Source organism: Streptomyces sp. NBC_01426, assembly GCF_036231985.1.
Taxonomy (GTDB): domain Bacteria; phylum Actinomycetota; class Actinomycetes; order Streptomycetales; family Streptomycetaceae; genus Streptomyces.
The window spans coordinates 2,048,496-2,065,273 of the sequence record NZ_CP109500.1; the positions used below are offsets into that span (position 1 = coordinate 2,048,496).

General features: G+C 72.2%; 17 protein-coding genes and 1 pseudogene. 13 read left to right on the forward strand and 5 right to left on the reverse strand.

Annotation, left to right across the window (positions count from 1 at the left end; translation table 11 throughout):
• Positions 1-61: 61 nt before the first annotated feature.
• The 11 genes from OG906_RS08880 to OG906_RS08930 all read left to right on the forward strand — a co-directional run bounded on the left by OG906_RS08880 (position 62) and on the right by OG906_RS08930 (position 9,640).
• Positions 62-145, forward strand: a complete 84-nt coding sequence (locus tag OG906_RS08880) for a putative leader peptide (RefSeq protein WP_323178918.1) — start codon at positions 62-64, stop codon at positions 143-145.
• Positions 146-371: 226 nt separating this feature from the next.
• Positions 372-2,084, forward strand: coding sequence for a nitrite/sulfite reductase (locus OG906_RS08885; RefSeq protein ID WP_329441544.1), 1,713 nt, complete (start codon positions 372-374; stop codon positions 2,082-2,084).
• Complete coding sequence (locus OG906_RS08890) at positions 2,081-2,260, forward strand: hypothetical protein (RefSeq protein WP_053684819.1); 180 nt, start codon at positions 2,081-2,083, stop codon at positions 2,258-2,260. Before OG906_RS08885 ends, OG906_RS08890 begins: the two co-directional genes overlap by 4 nt.
• Complete coding sequence (locus OG906_RS08895) at positions 2,257-2,958, forward strand: phosphoadenylyl-sulfate reductase (protein WP_329441547.1); 702 nt, start codon at positions 2,257-2,259, stop codon at positions 2,956-2,958. Before OG906_RS08890 ends, OG906_RS08895 begins: the two co-directional genes overlap by 4 nt.
• A 44-nt stretch (positions 2,959-3,002) precedes the next feature.
• Entirely contained in the window at positions 3,003-3,548 is a 546-nt protein-coding gene (gene cysC / locus OG906_RS08900; protein ID WP_267796919.1) for an adenylyl-sulfate kinase, read from the forward strand.
• A complete protein-coding gene (gene cysD, locus OG906_RS08905; protein ID WP_329441550.1) occupies positions 3,545-4,483 on the forward strand; it encodes a sulfate adenylyltransferase subunit CysD in 939 nt (312 codons plus the stop codon). Before cysC ends, cysD begins: the two co-directional genes overlap by 4 nt.
• A 2-nt stretch (positions 4,484-4,485) precedes the next feature.
• On the forward strand, positions 4,486-5,826 hold the full coding sequence (locus tag OG906_RS08910; RefSeq protein WP_329441552.1) for a sulfate adenylyltransferase subunit 1: 1,341 nt from the start codon (positions 4,486-4,488) through the stop codon (positions 5,824-5,826).
• Between the two features lie 202 nt (positions 5,827-6,028).
• Positions 6,029-7,159: an aliphatic sulfonate ABC transporter substrate-binding protein gene (locus OG906_RS08915; RefSeq protein ID WP_329441554.1), complete on the forward strand. Its 1,131-nt coding sequence runs from the start codon at positions 6,029-6,031 to the stop codon at positions 7,157-7,159.
• A 36-nt stretch (positions 7,160-7,195) separates the two neighbouring features.
• Entirely contained in the window at positions 7,196-7,987 is a 792-nt protein-coding gene (locus OG906_RS08920) for an ABC transporter ATP-binding protein (RefSeq protein ID WP_267827776.1), read from the forward strand.
• Entirely contained in the window at positions 7,974-8,873 is a 900-nt protein-coding gene (locus OG906_RS08925) for an ABC transporter permease (RefSeq protein WP_329441557.1), read from the forward strand. The genes OG906_RS08920 and OG906_RS08925 overlap by 14 nt, the downstream gene beginning before the upstream one ends.
• A gap of 5 nt (positions 8,874-8,878) precedes the next feature.
• On the forward strand, positions 8,879-9,640 hold the full coding sequence (locus OG906_RS08930; protein ID WP_329441559.1) for a sirohydrochlorin chelatase: 762 nt from the start codon (positions 8,879-8,881) through the stop codon (positions 9,638-9,640).
• 18 nt (positions 9,641-9,658) lie between these two features.
• Here the strand turns inward: OG906_RS08930 and OG906_RS08935 are convergent, their stop codons facing one another.
• Positions 9,659-10,660 carry a ketopantoate reductase family protein gene (locus tag OG906_RS08935; protein ID WP_329441561.1) on the reverse strand — a complete coding sequence of 334 codons (1,002 nt, stop codon included), beginning with the start codon at positions 10,658-10,660 and terminating at the stop codon, positions 9,659-9,661.
• A 44-nt stretch (positions 10,661-10,704) separates the two neighbouring features.
• Between OG906_RS08935 and OG906_RS08940 the strand changes: the two genes are divergently transcribed.
• Positions 10,705-11,553 carry an aldo/keto reductase gene (locus OG906_RS08940; RefSeq protein WP_329441563.1) on the forward strand — a complete coding sequence of 283 codons (849 nt, stop codon included), beginning with the start codon at positions 10,705-10,707 and terminating at the stop codon, positions 11,551-11,553.
• Between the two features lie 23 nt (positions 11,554-11,576).
• Here OG906_RS08940 and OG906_RS08945 read toward each other — a convergent pair whose 3' ends face one another.
• Both OG906_RS08945 and mgt read right to left on the reverse strand, forming a co-directional pair.
• On the reverse strand, positions 11,577-12,128 hold the full coding sequence (locus OG906_RS08945; RefSeq protein WP_329441564.1) for a DUF1697 domain-containing protein: 552 nt from the start codon (positions 12,126-12,128) through the stop codon (positions 11,577-11,579).
• Positions 12,125-13,386, reverse strand: a pseudogene (gene mgt / locus OG906_RS08950) (macrolide-inactivating glycosyltransferase). The gene OG906_RS08945 and the pseudogene mgt overlap by 4 nt, the downstream one beginning before the upstream one ends.
• A 132-nt stretch (positions 13,387-13,518) precedes the next feature.
• Here mgt and OG906_RS08955 point away from each other — a divergent pair.
• Positions 13,519-14,373 carry a phosphotransferase enzyme family protein gene (locus tag OG906_RS08955; protein WP_329441568.1) on the forward strand — a complete coding sequence of 285 codons (855 nt, stop codon included), beginning with the start codon at positions 13,519-13,521 and terminating at the stop codon, positions 14,371-14,373.
• 46 nt (positions 14,374-14,419) lie between these two features.
• Here the strand turns inward: OG906_RS08955 and OG906_RS08960 are convergent, their stop codons facing one another.
• Together OG906_RS08960 and OG906_RS08965 are read right to left on the reverse strand one after the other, a co-directional pair.
• Complete coding sequence (locus OG906_RS08960; RefSeq protein ID WP_329441570.1) at positions 14,420-15,145, reverse strand: 3'-5' exonuclease; 726 nt, start codon at positions 15,143-15,145, stop codon at positions 14,420-14,422.
• A gap of 104 nt (positions 15,146-15,249) precedes the next feature.
• Complete coding sequence (locus OG906_RS08965; protein ID WP_329441571.1) at positions 15,250-16,509, reverse strand: SAV2148 family HEPN domain-containing protein; 1,260 nt, start codon at positions 16,507-16,509, stop codon at positions 15,250-15,252.
• Between the last annotated feature and the right edge of the window lie 269 nt (positions 16,510-16,778).

Consider the following 16,778-nt stretch of genomic DNA (forward strand, 5'->3'; position numbering starts at 1 on the left):
AGTTCGTCCGAATGATGGACAGTAGTGGACTCCTCCAATCGGCCCGTGCCACGCTTCCGCCATGGATGCAGCTGGAATTGCCTTGGTGAGTCGGCGGCACGTCGACCTCGGCCGCATGTCCAGCGCCATCTGTCCGGCGCGCTGACGGAACCAGCCACCGCCGCACGTCGACGCCGTCCCCGCCGCCGCGGACCCGTCGACGCTCCGTAGCACCGCCCGCCCCCTGAAGGCCGAACACCGCTCCGACCACCGGCAATCCCGGTGAGGAGCGGCACTGCGCCGCACCCGCTCAGCGGCGGGCGCACCGTCGGGGCGCCACCGCGCCGCGCCCCCTGCCCCTGCCCCCAGCCGCCCGAGAAGGACGTACAGCCATGGCCGCCACCCCCGAAACGCCCGCAGCCGCAGCCCCCGCGGCCGCAGCCGCGCGCCGCAAGACCGGCCGTCACCGCGGCGAGGGTCAGTGGGCCGTCGGACACCACACGCCCCTCAACGGCAACGAGCAGTTCAAGAAGGACGACGACGGTCTCAACGTGCGGACACGCATTGAGACGATCTACTCCAAGGCGGGCTTCGACTCGATCGACCCCAACGACCTGCGCGGCCGCATGCGCTGGTGGGGCCTCTACACCCAGCGCAAGCCCGGGATCGACGGCGGCAAGACCGCGATCCTGGAGCCGGAGGAGCTGGACGACAAGTACTTCATGCTGCGCGTGCGCATCGACGGCGGCCGGCTGACCACCGAGCAGCTGCGCGTCATCGGCGAGATCTCCGAGGAGTTCGCCCGCGGCACCGCCGACCTCACGGACCGGCAGAACGTGCAGTACCACTGGATCCGGATCGAGGACGTCCCGGAGATCTGGCGCCGCCTGGAGGCCGTCGGCCTCTCGACCACCGAGGCCTGCGGTGACACGCCCCGCGTGATCCTCGGCTCCCCCGTCGCCGGCATCGCCCGGGACGAGATCATCGACGGCAGCCCCGCGATCGACGAGATCTACCGCCGGATCGTCGGCAACCCGGACTTCTCCAACCTGCCCCGCAAGTTCAAGTCCGCGATCTCCGGCTCGCCGCTGCTCGACGTGGCGCACGAGATCAACGACATCGCCTTCGTCGGCGTGAACCACCCCGAGCACGGCCCCGGCTTCGACGTCTGGGTCGGCGGCGGTCTCTCCACCAACCCCAAGCTGGGTGTGCGCCTGGGCACCTGGGTCCCGCTCGACGAGGTCCCGGACATCTACGAGGGCGTCATCTCGATCTTCCGCGACTACGGCTACCGCCGGCTGCGCAACCGCGCCCGCCTGAAGTTCCTCGTCGCCGACTGGGGCCCGGCCCGGTTCCGCCAGGTCCTGGAGGACGAGTACCTGGGGCGCAAGCTGACGGACGGGCCCGCCCCCGAGCAGCCCTCGGGCGAGTGGCGCGACCACGTCGGCGTGCACGAGCAGAACGACGGCCGCTTCTACGTCGGCTTCGCGCCCCGCGTGGGACGCGTGGACGGGGCCACCCTGACCAAGATCGCGGACGTGGCCCGGCAGCACGGCTCCGACCGGCTGCGCACCACCGCCGAGCAGAAGATGATCGTCCTCGACATCGAGCCCGACCAGGTCGACTCGGTCGTGGCCGCCCTGGAGGCGCTGGACCTGCGGGTCAAGCCCTCGCCCTTCCGTCGCGGCACCATGGCCTGCACCGGCATCGAGTTCTGCAAGCTCGCCATCGTCGAGACGAAGGCGCGCGGCGCCTCGCTGATCGACGAACTGGAGCGGCGCCTGCCGGACTTCGCCGAACCGCTGACCATCAACATCAACGGCTGCCCGAACGCCTGCGCCCGCATCCAGGTCGCGGACATCGGTCTCAAGGGCCAGCTGGTCCTGGACGACGACGGCAACCAGGTCGAGGGCTACCAGGTCCACCTCGGTGGCGCGCTCGGCCTGGAGGCCGGCTTCGGCCGCAAGGTCCGCGGCCTGAAGGTCACCGCGGCCGGTCTGCCCGACTACGTCGAGCGGGTCGTCACGCGCTTCGAGGAGCAGCGCGAGGAGGGCGAGCGCTTCGCCGCCTGGGTGACCCGAGCGAGCGACGAGGCCCTGTCGTGAGCGAGCGAGCGGCCCCCTTCTACTGCCCGTACTGCGGCGACGAGGACCTGTTCCCCAACGAGACGGGTCACGGCGCCTGGGAATGCAGGGCCTGCAACCGAGCCTTCCAGCTGAAGTACCTCGGGCTGCTGTCCCGAGGCGTTCAGTCCAACTCCGGTGGAGGCGAAGAGACATGACGACCGTTCAGGAGACTCGCGACCTGAAGGCGCTGGCCGAGCAGGCGGGCCGTGACCTGGAGGACGCCTCCGCACTGGAGATCCTGCGCTGGGCCACCGAGACCTTCGGCGAGAAGTTCGCGGTGACCTCCTCCATGGAGGACGCCGTCGTGGCCCATCTCGCCTCCCGGGTCTCCCCCGGCCTGGACGTGGTCTTCCTCGACACGGGCTACCACTTCGAGGAGACCATCGGCACCCGGGACGCCGTCGAGGCCGTGATGGACGTCAACGTCATCACCCTCACCCCGCGGCGGTCGGTGGCCGAGCAGGACGCCGAGCACGGCCCCCGGCTGCACGACCGGGACCCCGACCTGTGCTGCGCGCTGCGCAAGGTCAAGCCCCTCGAAGAGGGCCTGGTCGCGTACGAGGCCTGGGCGACGGGTCTGCGCCGCGACGAGTCCCCGACCCGGGCGAACACCCCGGTCGTCGGCTGGGACGAGAAGCGCCGCAAGGTGAAGGTCTCGCCGATCGCCCGCTGGACGCAGGACGACGTGGACGCGTACGTCGCCGAGCACGGCGTGCTCACCAACCCGCTGCTGACGGACGGTTACGCCTCCGTCGGCTGCGCCCCCTGCACCCGCCGGGTGGCCGAGGGCGAGGACGCCAGGGCCGGCCGGTGGGCCGGGCGCGCCAAGACCGAGTGCGGGCTGCACGGCTGATGACCGACCGCCAAGCGAACGAAGAACCGACGGAGACGAGAACGATGAGCGTGAGCGACCAGGGCGCCACCGTGTGGCTGACCGGGCTGCCGAGCGCGGGCAAGACCACGATCGCCCTCGCGCTGGCCGAGCGGCTGCGCGCCGACGGCCACCGGGTGGAGGTCCTCGACGGTGACGAGATCCGCGAGTTCCTCTCCGCGGGCCTCGGCTTCGGCCGCGAGGACCGGCACACCAACGTGCAGCGCATCGGGTTCGTCGCCGAACTCCTCGCGAGCAACGGCGTCAAGGCGCTCGTGCCGGTGATCGCGCCGTTCGCGGACAGCCGGGAGGCCGTCCGCAAGCGGCACGCCGCCGAGGGCACCACGTACCTGGAGGTCCACGTGGCCACCCCGGTCGAGGTCTGCTCCGAGCGCGACGTGAAGGGCCTGTACGCCAAGCAGGCGGCGGGCGAGATATCCGGTCTGACCGGCGTCGACGACCCGTACGAGGCGCCGGAGTCCCCGGACCTCCGCATCGAGTCGCACACGCAGTCCGTGCACGAGTCGGCCTCGGCCCTGCACGCGCTGCTCACCGAGAGGGGTCTGGCATGACGGCCACCGTCGCACACGTCCACGAAGGGACGGACGCGCCCTACGCGCTGTCGCACCTCGACGCCCTCGAATCGGAGGCCGTGCACATCTTCCGCGAGGTGGCGGGCGAGTTCGAGAAGCCGGTGGTGCTGTTCTCCGGCGGCAAGGACTCCATCGTCATGCTGCACCTGGCGCTGAAGGCCTTCGCCCCGGCGCCGGTCCCCTTCACGCTGCTGCACGTGGACACCGGCCACAACTTCCCCGAGGTCCTCGCGTACCGCGACCGGGCCGTGGAGAAGCACAACCTGCGCCTGCACGTGGCCTCCGTCCAGGAGTACATCGACGCCGGCAAGCTCCGCGAACGCCCGGACGGCGTCCGCAACCCGCTGCAGACCGTCCCCCTCACGGAGGCGATCCAGCGGCTGAGGTTCGACGCGGTCTTCGGCGGCGGCCGCCGTGACGAGGAGAAGGCCCGCGCCAAGGAGCGGGTGTTCTCCCTGCGCGACGAGTTCTCCCAGTGGGATCCGCGGCGCCAGCGCCCCGAGCTGTGGCAGCTCTACAACGGCCGCCACGCCCCCGGCGAGCACGTGCGCGTCTTCCCGCTCTCCAACTGGACCGAGCTGGACGTGTGGCAGTACATCGCCCGCGAGGGCATCGAGCTCCCGGAGATCTACTTCGCCCACGAGCGCGAGGTGTTCCGGCGCAACGGCATGTGGTTGACGGCCGGCGAATGGGGCGGTCCGAAGGGGGACGAGTCCACCGAGACGCGTCTCATCCGCTACCGGACCGTCGGTGACATGTCCTGCACGGGTGCCGTCGACTCCGAGGCCACCACGCTGGACGCCGTGATCACCGAGATCGCCGCCTCGCGGCTCACCGAGCGGGGCGCGACCCGCGCCGACGACAAGATGTCCGAGGCCGCGATGGAAGACCGCAAGCGCGAAGGGTACTTCTAGACATGACCTCCACCACCGAGCAGTTCGCCGATCTCTCGGCGACCACGCTGCTGCGCTTCGCGACCGCCGGTTCCGTCGACGACGGCAAGTCCACCTTGGTCGGGCGGCTGTTGCACGACTCCAAGTCGATCCTGACCGACCAGCTGGAGGCCGTCGAGGCCGTGTCCGCCCAGCGCGGCCAGGACACCCCCGACCTGGCGCTGCTGACCGACGGCCTGCGGGCCGAGCGGGAGCAGGGCATCACGATCGACGTGGCCTACCGCTACTTCGCGACGACCCGGCGCCGGTTCATCCTCGCGGACACCCCCGGGCACGTGCAGTACACCCGGAACATGGTGACCGGTGCCTCCACGGCCGATCTCGCGGTCGTCCTGGTCGACGCCCGCAACGGCGTGATCGAGCAGACCCGGCGGCACGCGGCCGTCGCGGCCCTGCTGCGGGTCCCGCACGTGGTCCTGGCCGTCAACAAGATGGACCTGGTGGGCTACGAGGAGAAGGCGTTCGCGAGGATCGCCGAGGAGTTCACCGCGTACGCCTCCGACCTGGGCGTCCCGGAGATCACCGCCATCCCGATCTCGGCGCTGGCCGGCGACAACGTGGTGGAGCCCTCCGCGAACATGGACTGGTACGGCGGCCCGACCGTGCTGGAGCACCTGGAGACGGTTCCGGTCAGCCACGACCTGACCGCCTGCCCGGCCCGGTTCCCCGTGCAGTACGTGATCCGCCCCCAGTCCGCCGAGCACCCCGACTACCGCGGCTACGCGGGCCAGATCGCCTCCGGCGTGCTGCGCGTCGGCGAGCCCGTCACGGTCCTGCCGTCGGGCCGCACCTCGGTGATCGAGGGGATCGACGCGCTCGGCGAGAGCGTGGACATCGCCTGGGCGCCGCAGTCGGTGACGCTGCGCCTGCGGGACGACATCGACATCTCGCGCGGCGACCTGATCGCGCCGTCCGCGAGCGCGCCGGCCACCACCCAGGACGTCGAGGCGACGGTCTGCCACGTGGCCGACCAGCCGCTGGCCGTGGGCGCCCGGGTGCTGCTCAAGCACACGACGCGCACGGTGAAGGCGATCGTCAAGGAGATCCCCTCGCGGCTCACCCTGGACGACCTGTCCCAGCACCCGAACCCGGGGCAGCTCGTCGCGAACGACATCGGCCGGGTGGTCGTGCGCACCGCCGAGCCGTTGGCGCTCGACGCGTACGCGGCCTCGCGCCGTACCGGGTCCTTCCTGCTGATCGACCCGGCCGACGGGACCACCCTGGCCGCGGGCATGGCGGGCGAGTCCTTCGCCTCCCAGGCCCACACCACCGTGCAGGCGGATGAGGAAGGGTGGGACTTCTAACCGTGCTCGACATCTACGCGACCTTCGCGAAGGAGGGCGGCCGCGTCGGCAGCGGCTCCCTCGGCAGCGGCCAGGGAGGCGTGGCGCGATGTGCGTGATGACGTACGCGCACCGCTCGCGCGCCCTCACCCCCCACGAGTCGCCCCCGCTCCGTAGACGAAGACGTGCGTCGTGAATCGACGCTTTGAGAGGAACCTCTCCCGTGCCTGCCACCGGTACCGCCCGTAAGACCCTGCGCCGCGGCGTTGTCGCCGCCGCCGCCCTGCCGCTGTTGATCGGCGCGCTCGCCTCCTGCGGTTACGGCTCCGATGCCGAGAAGGACAAGTCCGCCGACAAGCCCGCACCCGCCGGCGCCGAGGGCAAGAAGCTCTCCGCCCCCGAGGTCCGCATCGGCTACTTCCCCAACCTGACCCACGCCACCGCCCTGGTCGGCATCCAGGAAGGCCTCATCGCCAAGGAACTCGGCGCCACCACCATCAAGCCGCAGACCTTCAACGCCGGCCCCTCCGAAATCGAGGCCCTCAACGGCGGCTCCCTCGACATCGGCTTCATCGGCCCCTCCCCCTCCATCAACGGCTACGTCAAGTCCAAGAGCACCAACCTGCGCATCATCTCCGGCTCCGCCTCCGGCGGCGTCAAGCTCGTCGTCAACCCCGACAAGATCAAAACCCTCGACGACCTCAAGGGCAAGAAGATCGCCACCCCCCAAAAGGGCAACACCCAGGACGTCGCCTTCCTCAACTGGATCGGCACCAAGGGCTGGAACGTCGACCCCGAATCCGGCAAGGGCGACGTCTCCGTCGTCCGCACCGACAACAAGGTCACCCCCGACGCCTACAAGCAGGGCTCCATCGACGGCGCCTGGGTCCCCGAACCCACCGCCTCCAAACTCGTCTCCGAAGGCGCCAAGGTCCTCCTCGACGAAACCGAACTCTGGCCCGACAAGAAGTTCGTCATCACCAACGTCATCGTGTCCCAGAAGTTCCTCAAGGAGCACCCCGACGTCGTCGAAGCCGTCCTGACCGGCACCGTCAAGACCAACGACTGGATCAACGCCAACCCCGACAAGGCCAAGGCCTCCGCCAACGCCGCCCTGAAAACCCTCGGCGGCAAGGCACTCGACCCCAAGGTCATCGACCCCGCCTGGCCCAGCATCCTCGTCACCGACGACCCCCTCGCGAGCACCCTCAAGACCGAATCCGACTGGGCCGTCAAGGCCAAGCTCATCCAGGAACCCGACCTCGCCGGCATCTACGACCTCAAGATCCTCAACAAGGTCCTCAAGGCCGCCGGCAAGCCCGAGGTCTCCGACGCCGGCCTCGGCGCCAAGTAACCCCGGTCAGCAGAGAATCCCCAGGAGGTGACGACCATGGCCACCACACTTGCCAAGGCTGCCGAGGGCACCGCGGCCGAGCACGGGCACGCCGCCCGCATCGAACACGTTTCGAAGTCCTTCCCCGGCCCGGCCGGATCGCAGCTCGTCCTGGACGACATCAGTCTCGATGTCGCTCCCGGCGAGTTCGTCACCATCCTGGGGGCGTCGGGGTGTGGCAAGTCCACCCTGCTCAACCTCGTCGCCGGTCTCGACAAGCCCAGCGTGGGCACCATCGAGACCTCCGGCCGCCCGGCCCTGATGTTCCAGGAGCACGCCCTCTTCCCGTGGTTGACGGCGGGCAAGAACATCGAACTCGCCCTGCGTCTGCGCGGGGTGGCCAAGGCGGAGCGCCGCCCGGAGGCCGAGCGGCTGCTGGAGCTGGTGCGGCTCGGCGGCGCGTACGGCAAGCGCGTCCACGAGCTGTCGGGCGGCATGCGCCAGCGCGTTGCGCTCGCCCGGGCCCTGGCGCAGGACAGTGAACTGCTGCTGATGGACGAGCCGTTCGCGGCCCTGGACGCCATCACCCGGGACGTCCTGCACGGCGAACTCACCCGCATCTGGGAGGAGACCAACGTCTCCGTCCTGTTCGTCACGCACAACGTGCGCGAGGCCGTCCGCCTCGCCCAGCGCGTGGTCCTGCTCTCCTCGCGTCCCGGACGGATCGCGAAGGAATGGACCGTGGACATCCCGCAGCCGCGCCGCATCGAGGACGCGGACGTCGCGGAGCTGTCCGTCGAGATCACTGAACACCTGCGTGGGGAGATCCGCCGCCATGGCCAGCACTGACACCAAGCTCAAGGGCGCGGCCAAGGGCGCGGACGATCTGGCCGGCCTGGAGGCCGGCCTGGACGCGCTCGACGCGGTCCAGACCCACCGCACCCCGATCGGCGAGGTCCTCGTCAAGAAGGTCCTGCCGCCGGTCATCGCCGTCGGTCTGGTCCTCGTCGTCTGGCAGGTCCTCGTCGCGACGAAGGTCACCGACGAGACGAAGCTCCCGTCCCTGTCCGCCGTGTGGGACAGCCTGTCCGCCATGTGGCTCCAGGGCACGCTGCTGGAGGTCGTCTGGACCAGCGTCTCGCGCGGTCTGCTGGGCTTCCTGCTGGCCCTGGCCATCGGCACCCCGCTCGGCCTGCTGGTCGCCCGGGTGAAGTTCGTCCGCGCCGCGATAGGCCCGATCCTCCAGGGCCTCCAGTCCCTGCCCTCGGTCGCCTGGGTGCCCCCGGCCGTCCTCTGGTTCGGCCTCAACGACGCCATGATGTACACCGTGATCCTGCTCGGCGCGGTCCCCTCGATCGCCAACGGACTCGTGTCCGGCATCGACCAGGTACCGCCGCTGTACCTGCGGGCCGGCCGCACCCTCGGGGCCACCGGTCTGCGCGGGGCCCGACACATCGTCATGCCGGCCGCGCTGCCCGGCTACCTGGCCGGTCTCAAGCAGGGTTGGGCCTTCTCCTGGCGCTCCCTGATGGCCGCCGAGATCATCGCCAGCTCGCCCGACCTGGGCCTCGGGCTCGGCCAGCTGTTGGAGAACGGCCGCAACAACATCGACCTGCCGGGCGTGTTCCTCGCGATCATCCTGATCCTGGTCGTCGGCATCGCGATCGACCTGCTGATCTTCAGCCCGATCGAGCGCTGGGTGCTGCGCAGCCGCGGCCTGCTGGTCAAGAGCTGAGTCCCGTGCACGCCGCCCCCGCCCTCCTCGTCATCGCCCACGGCAGCCGCGATCCGCGGCACGCGGCGACCGTGCACGCCCTCACCCGGCGTGCGCGGACGCTGCGGCCCGGACTGCGGGTGGAGACGGCGTACCTGGACTTCAACGCCCCGCGGGTGGACCAGGTGCTGTCCTCCCTGTACGCGTCCGGCGTCCGGGACGTGGTGGCCCTCCCGCTGCTGCTGACCCGTGCCTTCCACGCCAAGGCCGACATCCCGGCCGTGCTGTCGGAGGCCTGCGTGCGCCTCCCGGGCCTCACGGTCCGGGTCGCGGACGTCCTCGGGCCGTCGCCCCTGCTGGTGGCGGCCCTGGAGCGCCGGCTCCTCGAAGCCGGCCTCACCCCGGCGGATCGCGCCGGCACCGGTGTGGTGCTCGCGTCCGCCGGTTCCTCGGACCCGGAGGCGATCGCGGTGATCGCTGAAATCGCGCGGGAGTGGCGGCACACCGGTTGGTGCGCCGTGCGGCCCGCGTTCGCCTCCGCGGCACTGCCCCGTACGGAGGACGCCGTACGGGCGCTGCGCGCCGAGGGCGTGCGGCGGGTGGCCGTGGCCCCGTACGTCATCGCCCCCGGCCGGCTCCCGGACCGGATCGCGGCGGGCGCCGAGGCCGCGGGCGCGGACGTGCTCGCCGACGTCCTGGGTGCGGCGCCCGAGTTGGCCCGGCTGCTGCTGCGCCGCTACGACGCGGCCGCCCTGGCCCCGGCGCGCCTCTCGGCGCTGTCGGCCTGAGCGGCCGGTCCCACCCCGTCAGGCGCGGGCCGCCGCCTCGTCGGCGAGGGCCGTCAGGTCCGTGATGGACATGGCGCCCGGCGGGAGGCCCTCCCGGGCGAAGATGTTCGCCGCGTGCCGCAGGGTGTCGTTCACCGGGGTGGACACGCCGTGCAGCCGGCCCAGCAGGGAGATCTCCCCGTTGAGGTAGTCCGCCTCGACGGTTCCCGTCCCGCGCGCCAGGCTCTGCCAGGACGAGCCGCCTCGCACGCCCGGCGGCTGGTCCACCTTCCCCGCGCGCGCCGCCGTCTGCTCGGCCTCGGAGGCGTACGCGATCCCGGCGGCCTCGAAGGCGGCCTGCGCCTCGCGGATCGCCCGGAGCAGCAACGCCGCCTTCGCGGGGTCCGGTTCGGGGCCGGTCGTCGCCTGGATCGCGTTGCCGAGGTTGCCGAGCAGCTTCGCGTACTTCCAGCGCGTCACGTCCTCGACGACGGGCGCCTCGAAACCGGACTCCTCCAGGTCGGCCGCGACGGCCCGGATCCGGGCGTCGCTGCCGCCGGCCGCGCGGCCCAGGTGCAGGATCCCGGTCAGCGGGGCGCACAGCGCGGAGACCACGCCTGGCTCCAGGAAGGTCGCGGGCAGCCAGACGCACACCCCGTACACCCGGGCGAAGCGGCGCAGGGCCAGCCGTTCGCTCTCCACGCCGTTCTGCAGGCAGAGCACGGGCAGTCGCTGCGCGGCCGTACCGCCGCCCGCGACCTCCGCGTCGCCCCACGCGTCCAGTGCCGCGACGGCGTCCTGCGTCTTCACGGCCAGCAGCAGCACGTCGTCCGGTCGCAGCTCGCCGAGTTCCGCCGGGCCGGTGACGACCGGCAGCCGGTGCACCTGCGTCCCGTCGGTGGTCGTGAGCCGTAGCCCGTCGGCCCGCAGCGCCTCGGCGTGCGCGCCGCGTGCGGACAGGACGACCTCCCGGCCCGTCCGTGCGAGCCGGCCGCCGATGGTCGCGCCGATCGCCCCGGCGCCGATGATGATGTAACGCATCCGCAGAGCCTGGCACATCCGGCGTCCCGGGTTACCGTCGGGCCATGACGGACACGATGTTCAGACTCGGTGGGGACCTGCCCGTGCGCCGGCTCGGGCTCGGTACGGGTGGTCTGGTCGGCCCCGGCTACTGGGGCCCGCGGGGGGAGCCGGCCGAGGCCCTGGCCCTGCTGCGCACGGCCGTGGAGCTCGGGGCGACCCTGATCGACACGGCCGACAACTACGGGCCCGACCTGGCGGAGGAGCTGATCGCGGAGGCCCTGTACCCGTACGACGAGCGGCTCGTGATCGCCACCAAGGGCGGGGTGGTGCGCACCGGTCCGGACCTCTGGCACGTGTCGGGGCGTCCGGAGCGGCTGCGGGAGCAGTGCGAGGCGAGTCTGCGCCGGCTGCGGGTGGAGCGGATCGACCTGTACCAATTGCACCGCCTGGATCCCGCCGTCCCCGCGGTGGAACAGCTCGGCCTGCTGGCCCAGTTGCAGGCCGAGGGCAAGATCCGGCACGTCGGCCTGGACACGGTGACGGCCGCGCAGGTGGCGTCGGCGTTGGAGCTGATGCCGATCGCGTCGGTGCAGAACCCGTACAACCTGCTGGACCGCTCCTCGGCCGACGTGCTGGCGTTGTGCGAGGCACACGGGGTGGCCTTCCTGCCGTACTACCCGCTGGGCAGCGGCGCCCTCACCCGCGAGAGCGCGGCCGCGGTCACCGCGGTCGCGGGCGAGCACGGGGCGGGCCCGGGCCAGATCGCCCTGGCCTGGCTGTTGCACCACTCCCCGAACCTGTGCCCCACGCCGGGTACCGGGTCCCCCGCGCATCTCGCGGAGAACCTGGCGGCGGCGACGATCCGGCTCGACCCGCGGGAACTGGCCCTGCTGGACGCCCTGGTGGCGTAGTGGGTGGCGTGGTGGGCGGCGGCTCAGTCCCGGGTGAGTTCGACGAGCTTGACGACCGTGTTCCAGTTGCGGGTGGTCACGTCGAGCCCCTTCATCACGGCGGGCCTGGCCAGGACCTCGGCCAGCTTCGACCGGCCGAGGCCGTCCGGGGTGTGGAGGTAGACGACCCGGTCGCCGACCCGGAACTCCTCGGGGAGGTAGGCGGGTGCGTCGATGGCGGCGAAGCGCTCCTCGCCGGGTTGCTCGGAGCAGAAGGTGGCGTGCAGTTGCCGGCCCTCCAGCTCGGCGGCCGGGAAGGGGCAGGCGTCGACGACGGCCCGCAGGTGGTCGCCGTCGACCACCAGACAGGGCACCTTGAAGCCGAAGTGGGCCTCGATGGCCGCCTCCAGCGCGCGGGCGAGTTTCGTGGTGTCCCGTTCCGCGCCGGCGAAGACGGCGTTGCCGCTCTGCAGGTACGTCCGTACGTCTTCGTGACCGAGGCCCTCCAGGACCTGGCGGAGTTCGGCCATCGGGACCTTCTTGTTCCCGCCGACGTTGATGCCGCGCAGCAGTGCGGCGTACTTCCGAGGAGTCATGCCCGAACGATAGGGCGGGGCACCGACAGTTCCGCCTCGATGAGGTCGGCGGCCCGTCGCGTGCCGCCTTCCGCGGCCATCTCGGCGCGGACGGCCTCGGCGCGGGCGGCGACCTCGGGGTCGGCGACGAGTGCGAGGACCGCCTCGCGCAGGGTCGCGGCGTCGGCCTCCTCCATCGGGACGTGGCGGGCGATGCCGAGTGCCTGGAGCACGTCGGCGTTGCCGAACTGGTCGACGGCCTGCGGGACGGCGACCATCGGGGTCGCGGTGGCCATGCCCTCCTGGCTGCCGCCGGCGCCCGCGTGGGTGATGAAGGCGTCGGCCTGGCGCAGGACGTCGAGTTGGGGCACCCAGCGGTGCACCTCGATGTGGTCGGGGACGGCGCCGAGTGCGGCGAGGTCGGTCTTCTTGCCGATCTGGAGGACGACGTGCCAGTCCGGCAGGTCGCCGAAGGCCTCGACGCACGCCCGGTAGAAGTCGGGCCGGTCCGTGAAGGCGGAACCGAGCGAGACCAGGAGCACCTTCTTGCCGGCGGCGCCGGCGGGGCGGGTCCAGGTGCCCTGGTCGGCGGCCCGGTCGCCCTGGCAGGCGCCGACGAAGGTGTACACGGACTCGTCGACCCGGTCGGCGTGGGGTTGGAGCGCCTTGGGAATCAGCACGATGCTGCGCCGGGGCCGGCCGATCAGGTGGTCGGAGTCCTCGGCGATCCCGTTCTCGTCGAGCCAGGCGCGGAAGCGGGCGTAGTACGCCCTGCCGCGTTCGCCGGCGCGCAGCTGCGCGGTCATCGGTGCGGCGACCTCTTCCTCGTAGCCGGTCCAGGCGACCAGGTTCGGGGAGAGGGAGACGTCGGGGACGCCCCAGCGGCGGGCCAGGACGATCGCCGGGTAGGAGGTGATGTCGTGGATGACGAGGTCGGGCTCGTCCCCCTCGAAGGCGGCGGCGAGCCCGGGCAGCGCCTGGATGGCGTCGTCGAGGAAGGGCTCGATGTTGTCGATGAGTTCGGTGCCCCAGGCCTCGGGGTTGTCCTCGGTGGGGAGGGTGGATTCCCAGATCACCGGGGTGGCGCCGGTCGCCGCGACCCTCTCGGCGAAGGAGGCGGGGATGGCGTAGCTGACGCGGTGGCCTCGGGCGACGAGCTCCCGGATCACCTCGATGCTCGGGTTCACGTGCCCGTGGGCGGCGATGGAGAACATGGCGATGTGGGCGGGCTTGGCTGAGGTCATGCGTCGACCATAACGAGACGAGACGTCTCGTGCAACGAGTTTCCCCCGTCGAGTCCCGGGGCGCCGCGTGCCGGGTGCCGGGTGCCTGCCGGGGTGCCGGGCCGATCGCGCCGGGATGACAGACTTGGCGGATTCACCACGATCCGGAGAGACGGCGGACAGCAGGCATGGACGAGGCGCGGGCCAGGGACGTACTCACAGCGGCGGGGCTCACCGGCCGGGCCGAGCTGCTGACCTTCGGCGAGAACGCCGTCTTCGCGGTCGGCGACGACCTGGTGGCCAAGGTGGGCCGCGAGGCCGCGCTGTGGGAGCGCGCCGAGCGGGAGTTGGCCGTGGCGGGCTGGCTCGCGGAGGCGGGGGTCCCCGCCGTGCGCGCCGCCGAGCCGTCGGCCAGGCTGGTGGCCGGTCATCCCGTGACCCTGTGGCACCGGCTGCCCGCCGCGGTCCGGCCGGCGGGGCCCGAGGACCTCGCGGCGCTGCTGCGCCTGATCCACGCGCTGCCCGCCCCGCCGTTCACCCTGCCGGCGCGGGACCTGTTGGGCGGGGTGGAACGCTGGCTGCGGTTCGCCGGCGACGCCGTCGACCCGGCGGACGCCGCGTACCTGCGGGCCCGGCGCGACGCGTACGCGGGCGAGGTGGCCGCGCTGACCCCGCGCCTGCCGCTGGGCCCGATCCACGGCGACGCCCTGCCCCGCAACGTCCACGTGGGTCCGGACGGGCCGGTGCTGGTCGACCTGGAGACCGTGTCGAGCGACCTGCGCGAGCACGACCTGGTGGTGATGGCCCTGTCCCTCGACCGCTACGGGCTGCCCGCCGGCTCGTACGAGGCGTTCGTGACGGCGTACGGATGGGACGTGCGCGAGTGGGAGGGCTGCGCGGTCCTGCGCGGAGCCCGGGAGACGGCGAGCTGTGCCTGGGTCTCCCAGCACGCGCCCGACAACCCGAGGGCGCTGGCGGAGTTCCGCCGCCGGGTGGCCTCGCTGCGGGACGGCGACACCGCCACGCGCTGGCATCCCTTCTAGTCCCGCCGCGCCCGGACCCGGACGGGTCGGGTGTGGGTCGGCCGGCTCAGGCGTGGGCCGCCAACAGGCCCCGCAGCGGCCACGCCGTGTCGATCACCGCGTCCGGGGTGCCCTGGCCCCGCAGGTACGACTGGAAGTCCCGGGCCCAGCGCGCGTGCCAGGCGCCCTGACGGTCGTGCAGGTCGGCCGGGGTCAGCTCGGCCACCTGCGGGTGGCGGGCGGCTATCGCCCGGGCCACCTGGACCGCGGCCAGCGCGTCGGCGCCGGCGTCGTGCGCGTCGTCGAGGGTCACCCCGTACACCCCGCAGACCGCCTCCAGCGTGCGCTTGCCGCGCCGGTAGCGGTCGACCGCCCGGTCGATGGTCAGCGGGTCCACCACCGGACCGGTCGCGGCGCCGCCGAGCCGTGCGGCCAGCGAGGGCAGCCCGTGCCGGGCCAGCTCCGCCGTCAACAGGGTCAGGTCGAAGGCCGCGTTGTACGCGACGACCACCGCGCCCCGCCGCCAGTGCTCCACGAGGAGGGCGGCCACCTCGTCCGCGACCTCCCGCACCGGGCGGCCCTCCGCGACGGCCCGCTCGGTGCTGATCCCGTGGATGGCCGAGGCCCCCTCCGGGATCGGTATGCCCGGGTCCGCGAGCCAGCCGCGCCGCTCGCGCACCTCGCCGTCGCGCACCTCGACCACCGCGGCCGTCACGATCCGCGATTCCCCCGGTTCCGTGCCGGTCGTCTCCAGGTCGAACCCGACCAACGTTCCCCCGTGCCACGCCACCATGACGCGCCCCTCCCCCGTACAAACTTCCGGTCAACGACTTTCAGCCTGCCACGGGGTACTGACAGCCCGACCGCCGGGTCGGTTCCGGTCCGCCGGAGCGGGGGTCACGACACCGGCCGGGAGTCCTCCCACACCGATTCGAATTCCTCCCGGTACGTGGTGAACAGCCCGTGGTCGGCGTCCTTGGGCACGCCCCGCCCGCCGCCGCGCAGCACGAGCACCGGGGCCTCCATGCCCCGGGCCCGGCGCAGGTACGACTGGACCACGGCGATCCCGGAGGACTCGCCCTCCACCAGGTACGCGGTGAAGCGGGGGGTCTCGTCGAAGACGTGGATGTCGAAGCGCGAGGGGTCCCGCAGGCCGGCCCGGACCCGCCGCACGTGCAGGATGTTCATCTCGACCGACCGGCTGAGCTCTCCCTTGCGCAGCCCCAGTTCCCGTTCGCGCCGTTTGACGGCGCTGCTGGCCGGGTTCAGGAAGAGCAGGCGGACCCGGCAGCCCGCCTCGGTGAGCCGGACGAGTCTTCGCCCGGAGAAGTTCTGGACCAGCAGGTTGAGGCCTATGCCGATGGCGTCGAGCCGGCGCGCCCCGCCGAACAGGTCCTCCGCCGGCAGTTGCCGTTGGAGCCGCACCCGGTCCGGATGGACCGAGATGACGTCCGCGTACCGGTCGCCGACCAGGTCCTCGACGGCGTCGATCGGCAGCCGGTCGGCCGACGGCGAACCCGAGCCGCCGCCGAGCACCTCCAGCAGTCGCGCCGAGGCCCGCTCGGCCTGCTCCAGCACCGCCCGTGACAGGGCCCGGTTGCGGGAGACCACGTTCCGGGTGACCTCCAGCTCGTCGAGGGCCAGCTCGATCTCGCGCCGGTCGTCGAAGTACGGTTCGAAACAGGGCCAGTGCTGGACCATCAGCTCCCGCAACTGCGGCAGCGTCAGGAAGCTGAGGACGTTGTCGTCGGCCGGGTCCAGGAGGTAGCCCTTGCGCCGGCTGACCTCGCGGACGGCCACCGCCCGCTGTACCCATTCCTGCCCGGCGGGCCCGGCGGCGGCGACCACCCAGTCGTCCCCGCCGTGCGCCGGCTCGTAGACGGGTCGCAGCACCGCCCCGACCACCGAGCGCAGCCGCTGTTCGATGAGGTTCAGCCAGATGTAGGCGCGACCGGCCCGTTGGGCCCGGGTCCGGACCTCGCTCCAGGCCTCCGTGCTCCAGTCCAGTTCGGCTCCGGCCCGTGAGCCCTCGGCCTCCGGCGGGGCCAGCGACACCGCTCCGGCCGGCACTCCCGCGGGCCCGCCCCCCGCGGTGTCCGCCGGGCCACCCTCGTGACCGCCGTCACCAGGGGGCAGCTCCAGACCTCCCGAGCTCACCCGTGCACCGCCTTCTGCGTCTGGACGCCCGTCTCCAGTGATCACGGAAGGGTACTCCGCGCGCGCGGCCGGTTGCAGCCCGATGGCCCTTACACCGGCTGCCCGTTGACCCATTATCCGATGCCCACACAGTCCACTGACCCGCATATCAGCTCTCCGGGTCACCCGGTAGGAGCATCCCAAGTCCCCGCTTGGGGGCGCTCTTTCGGGGAAGATCTGGCAGTGACGTGGTGTACGCCGGATCACCAGGGGCATCCACCGACAACGAG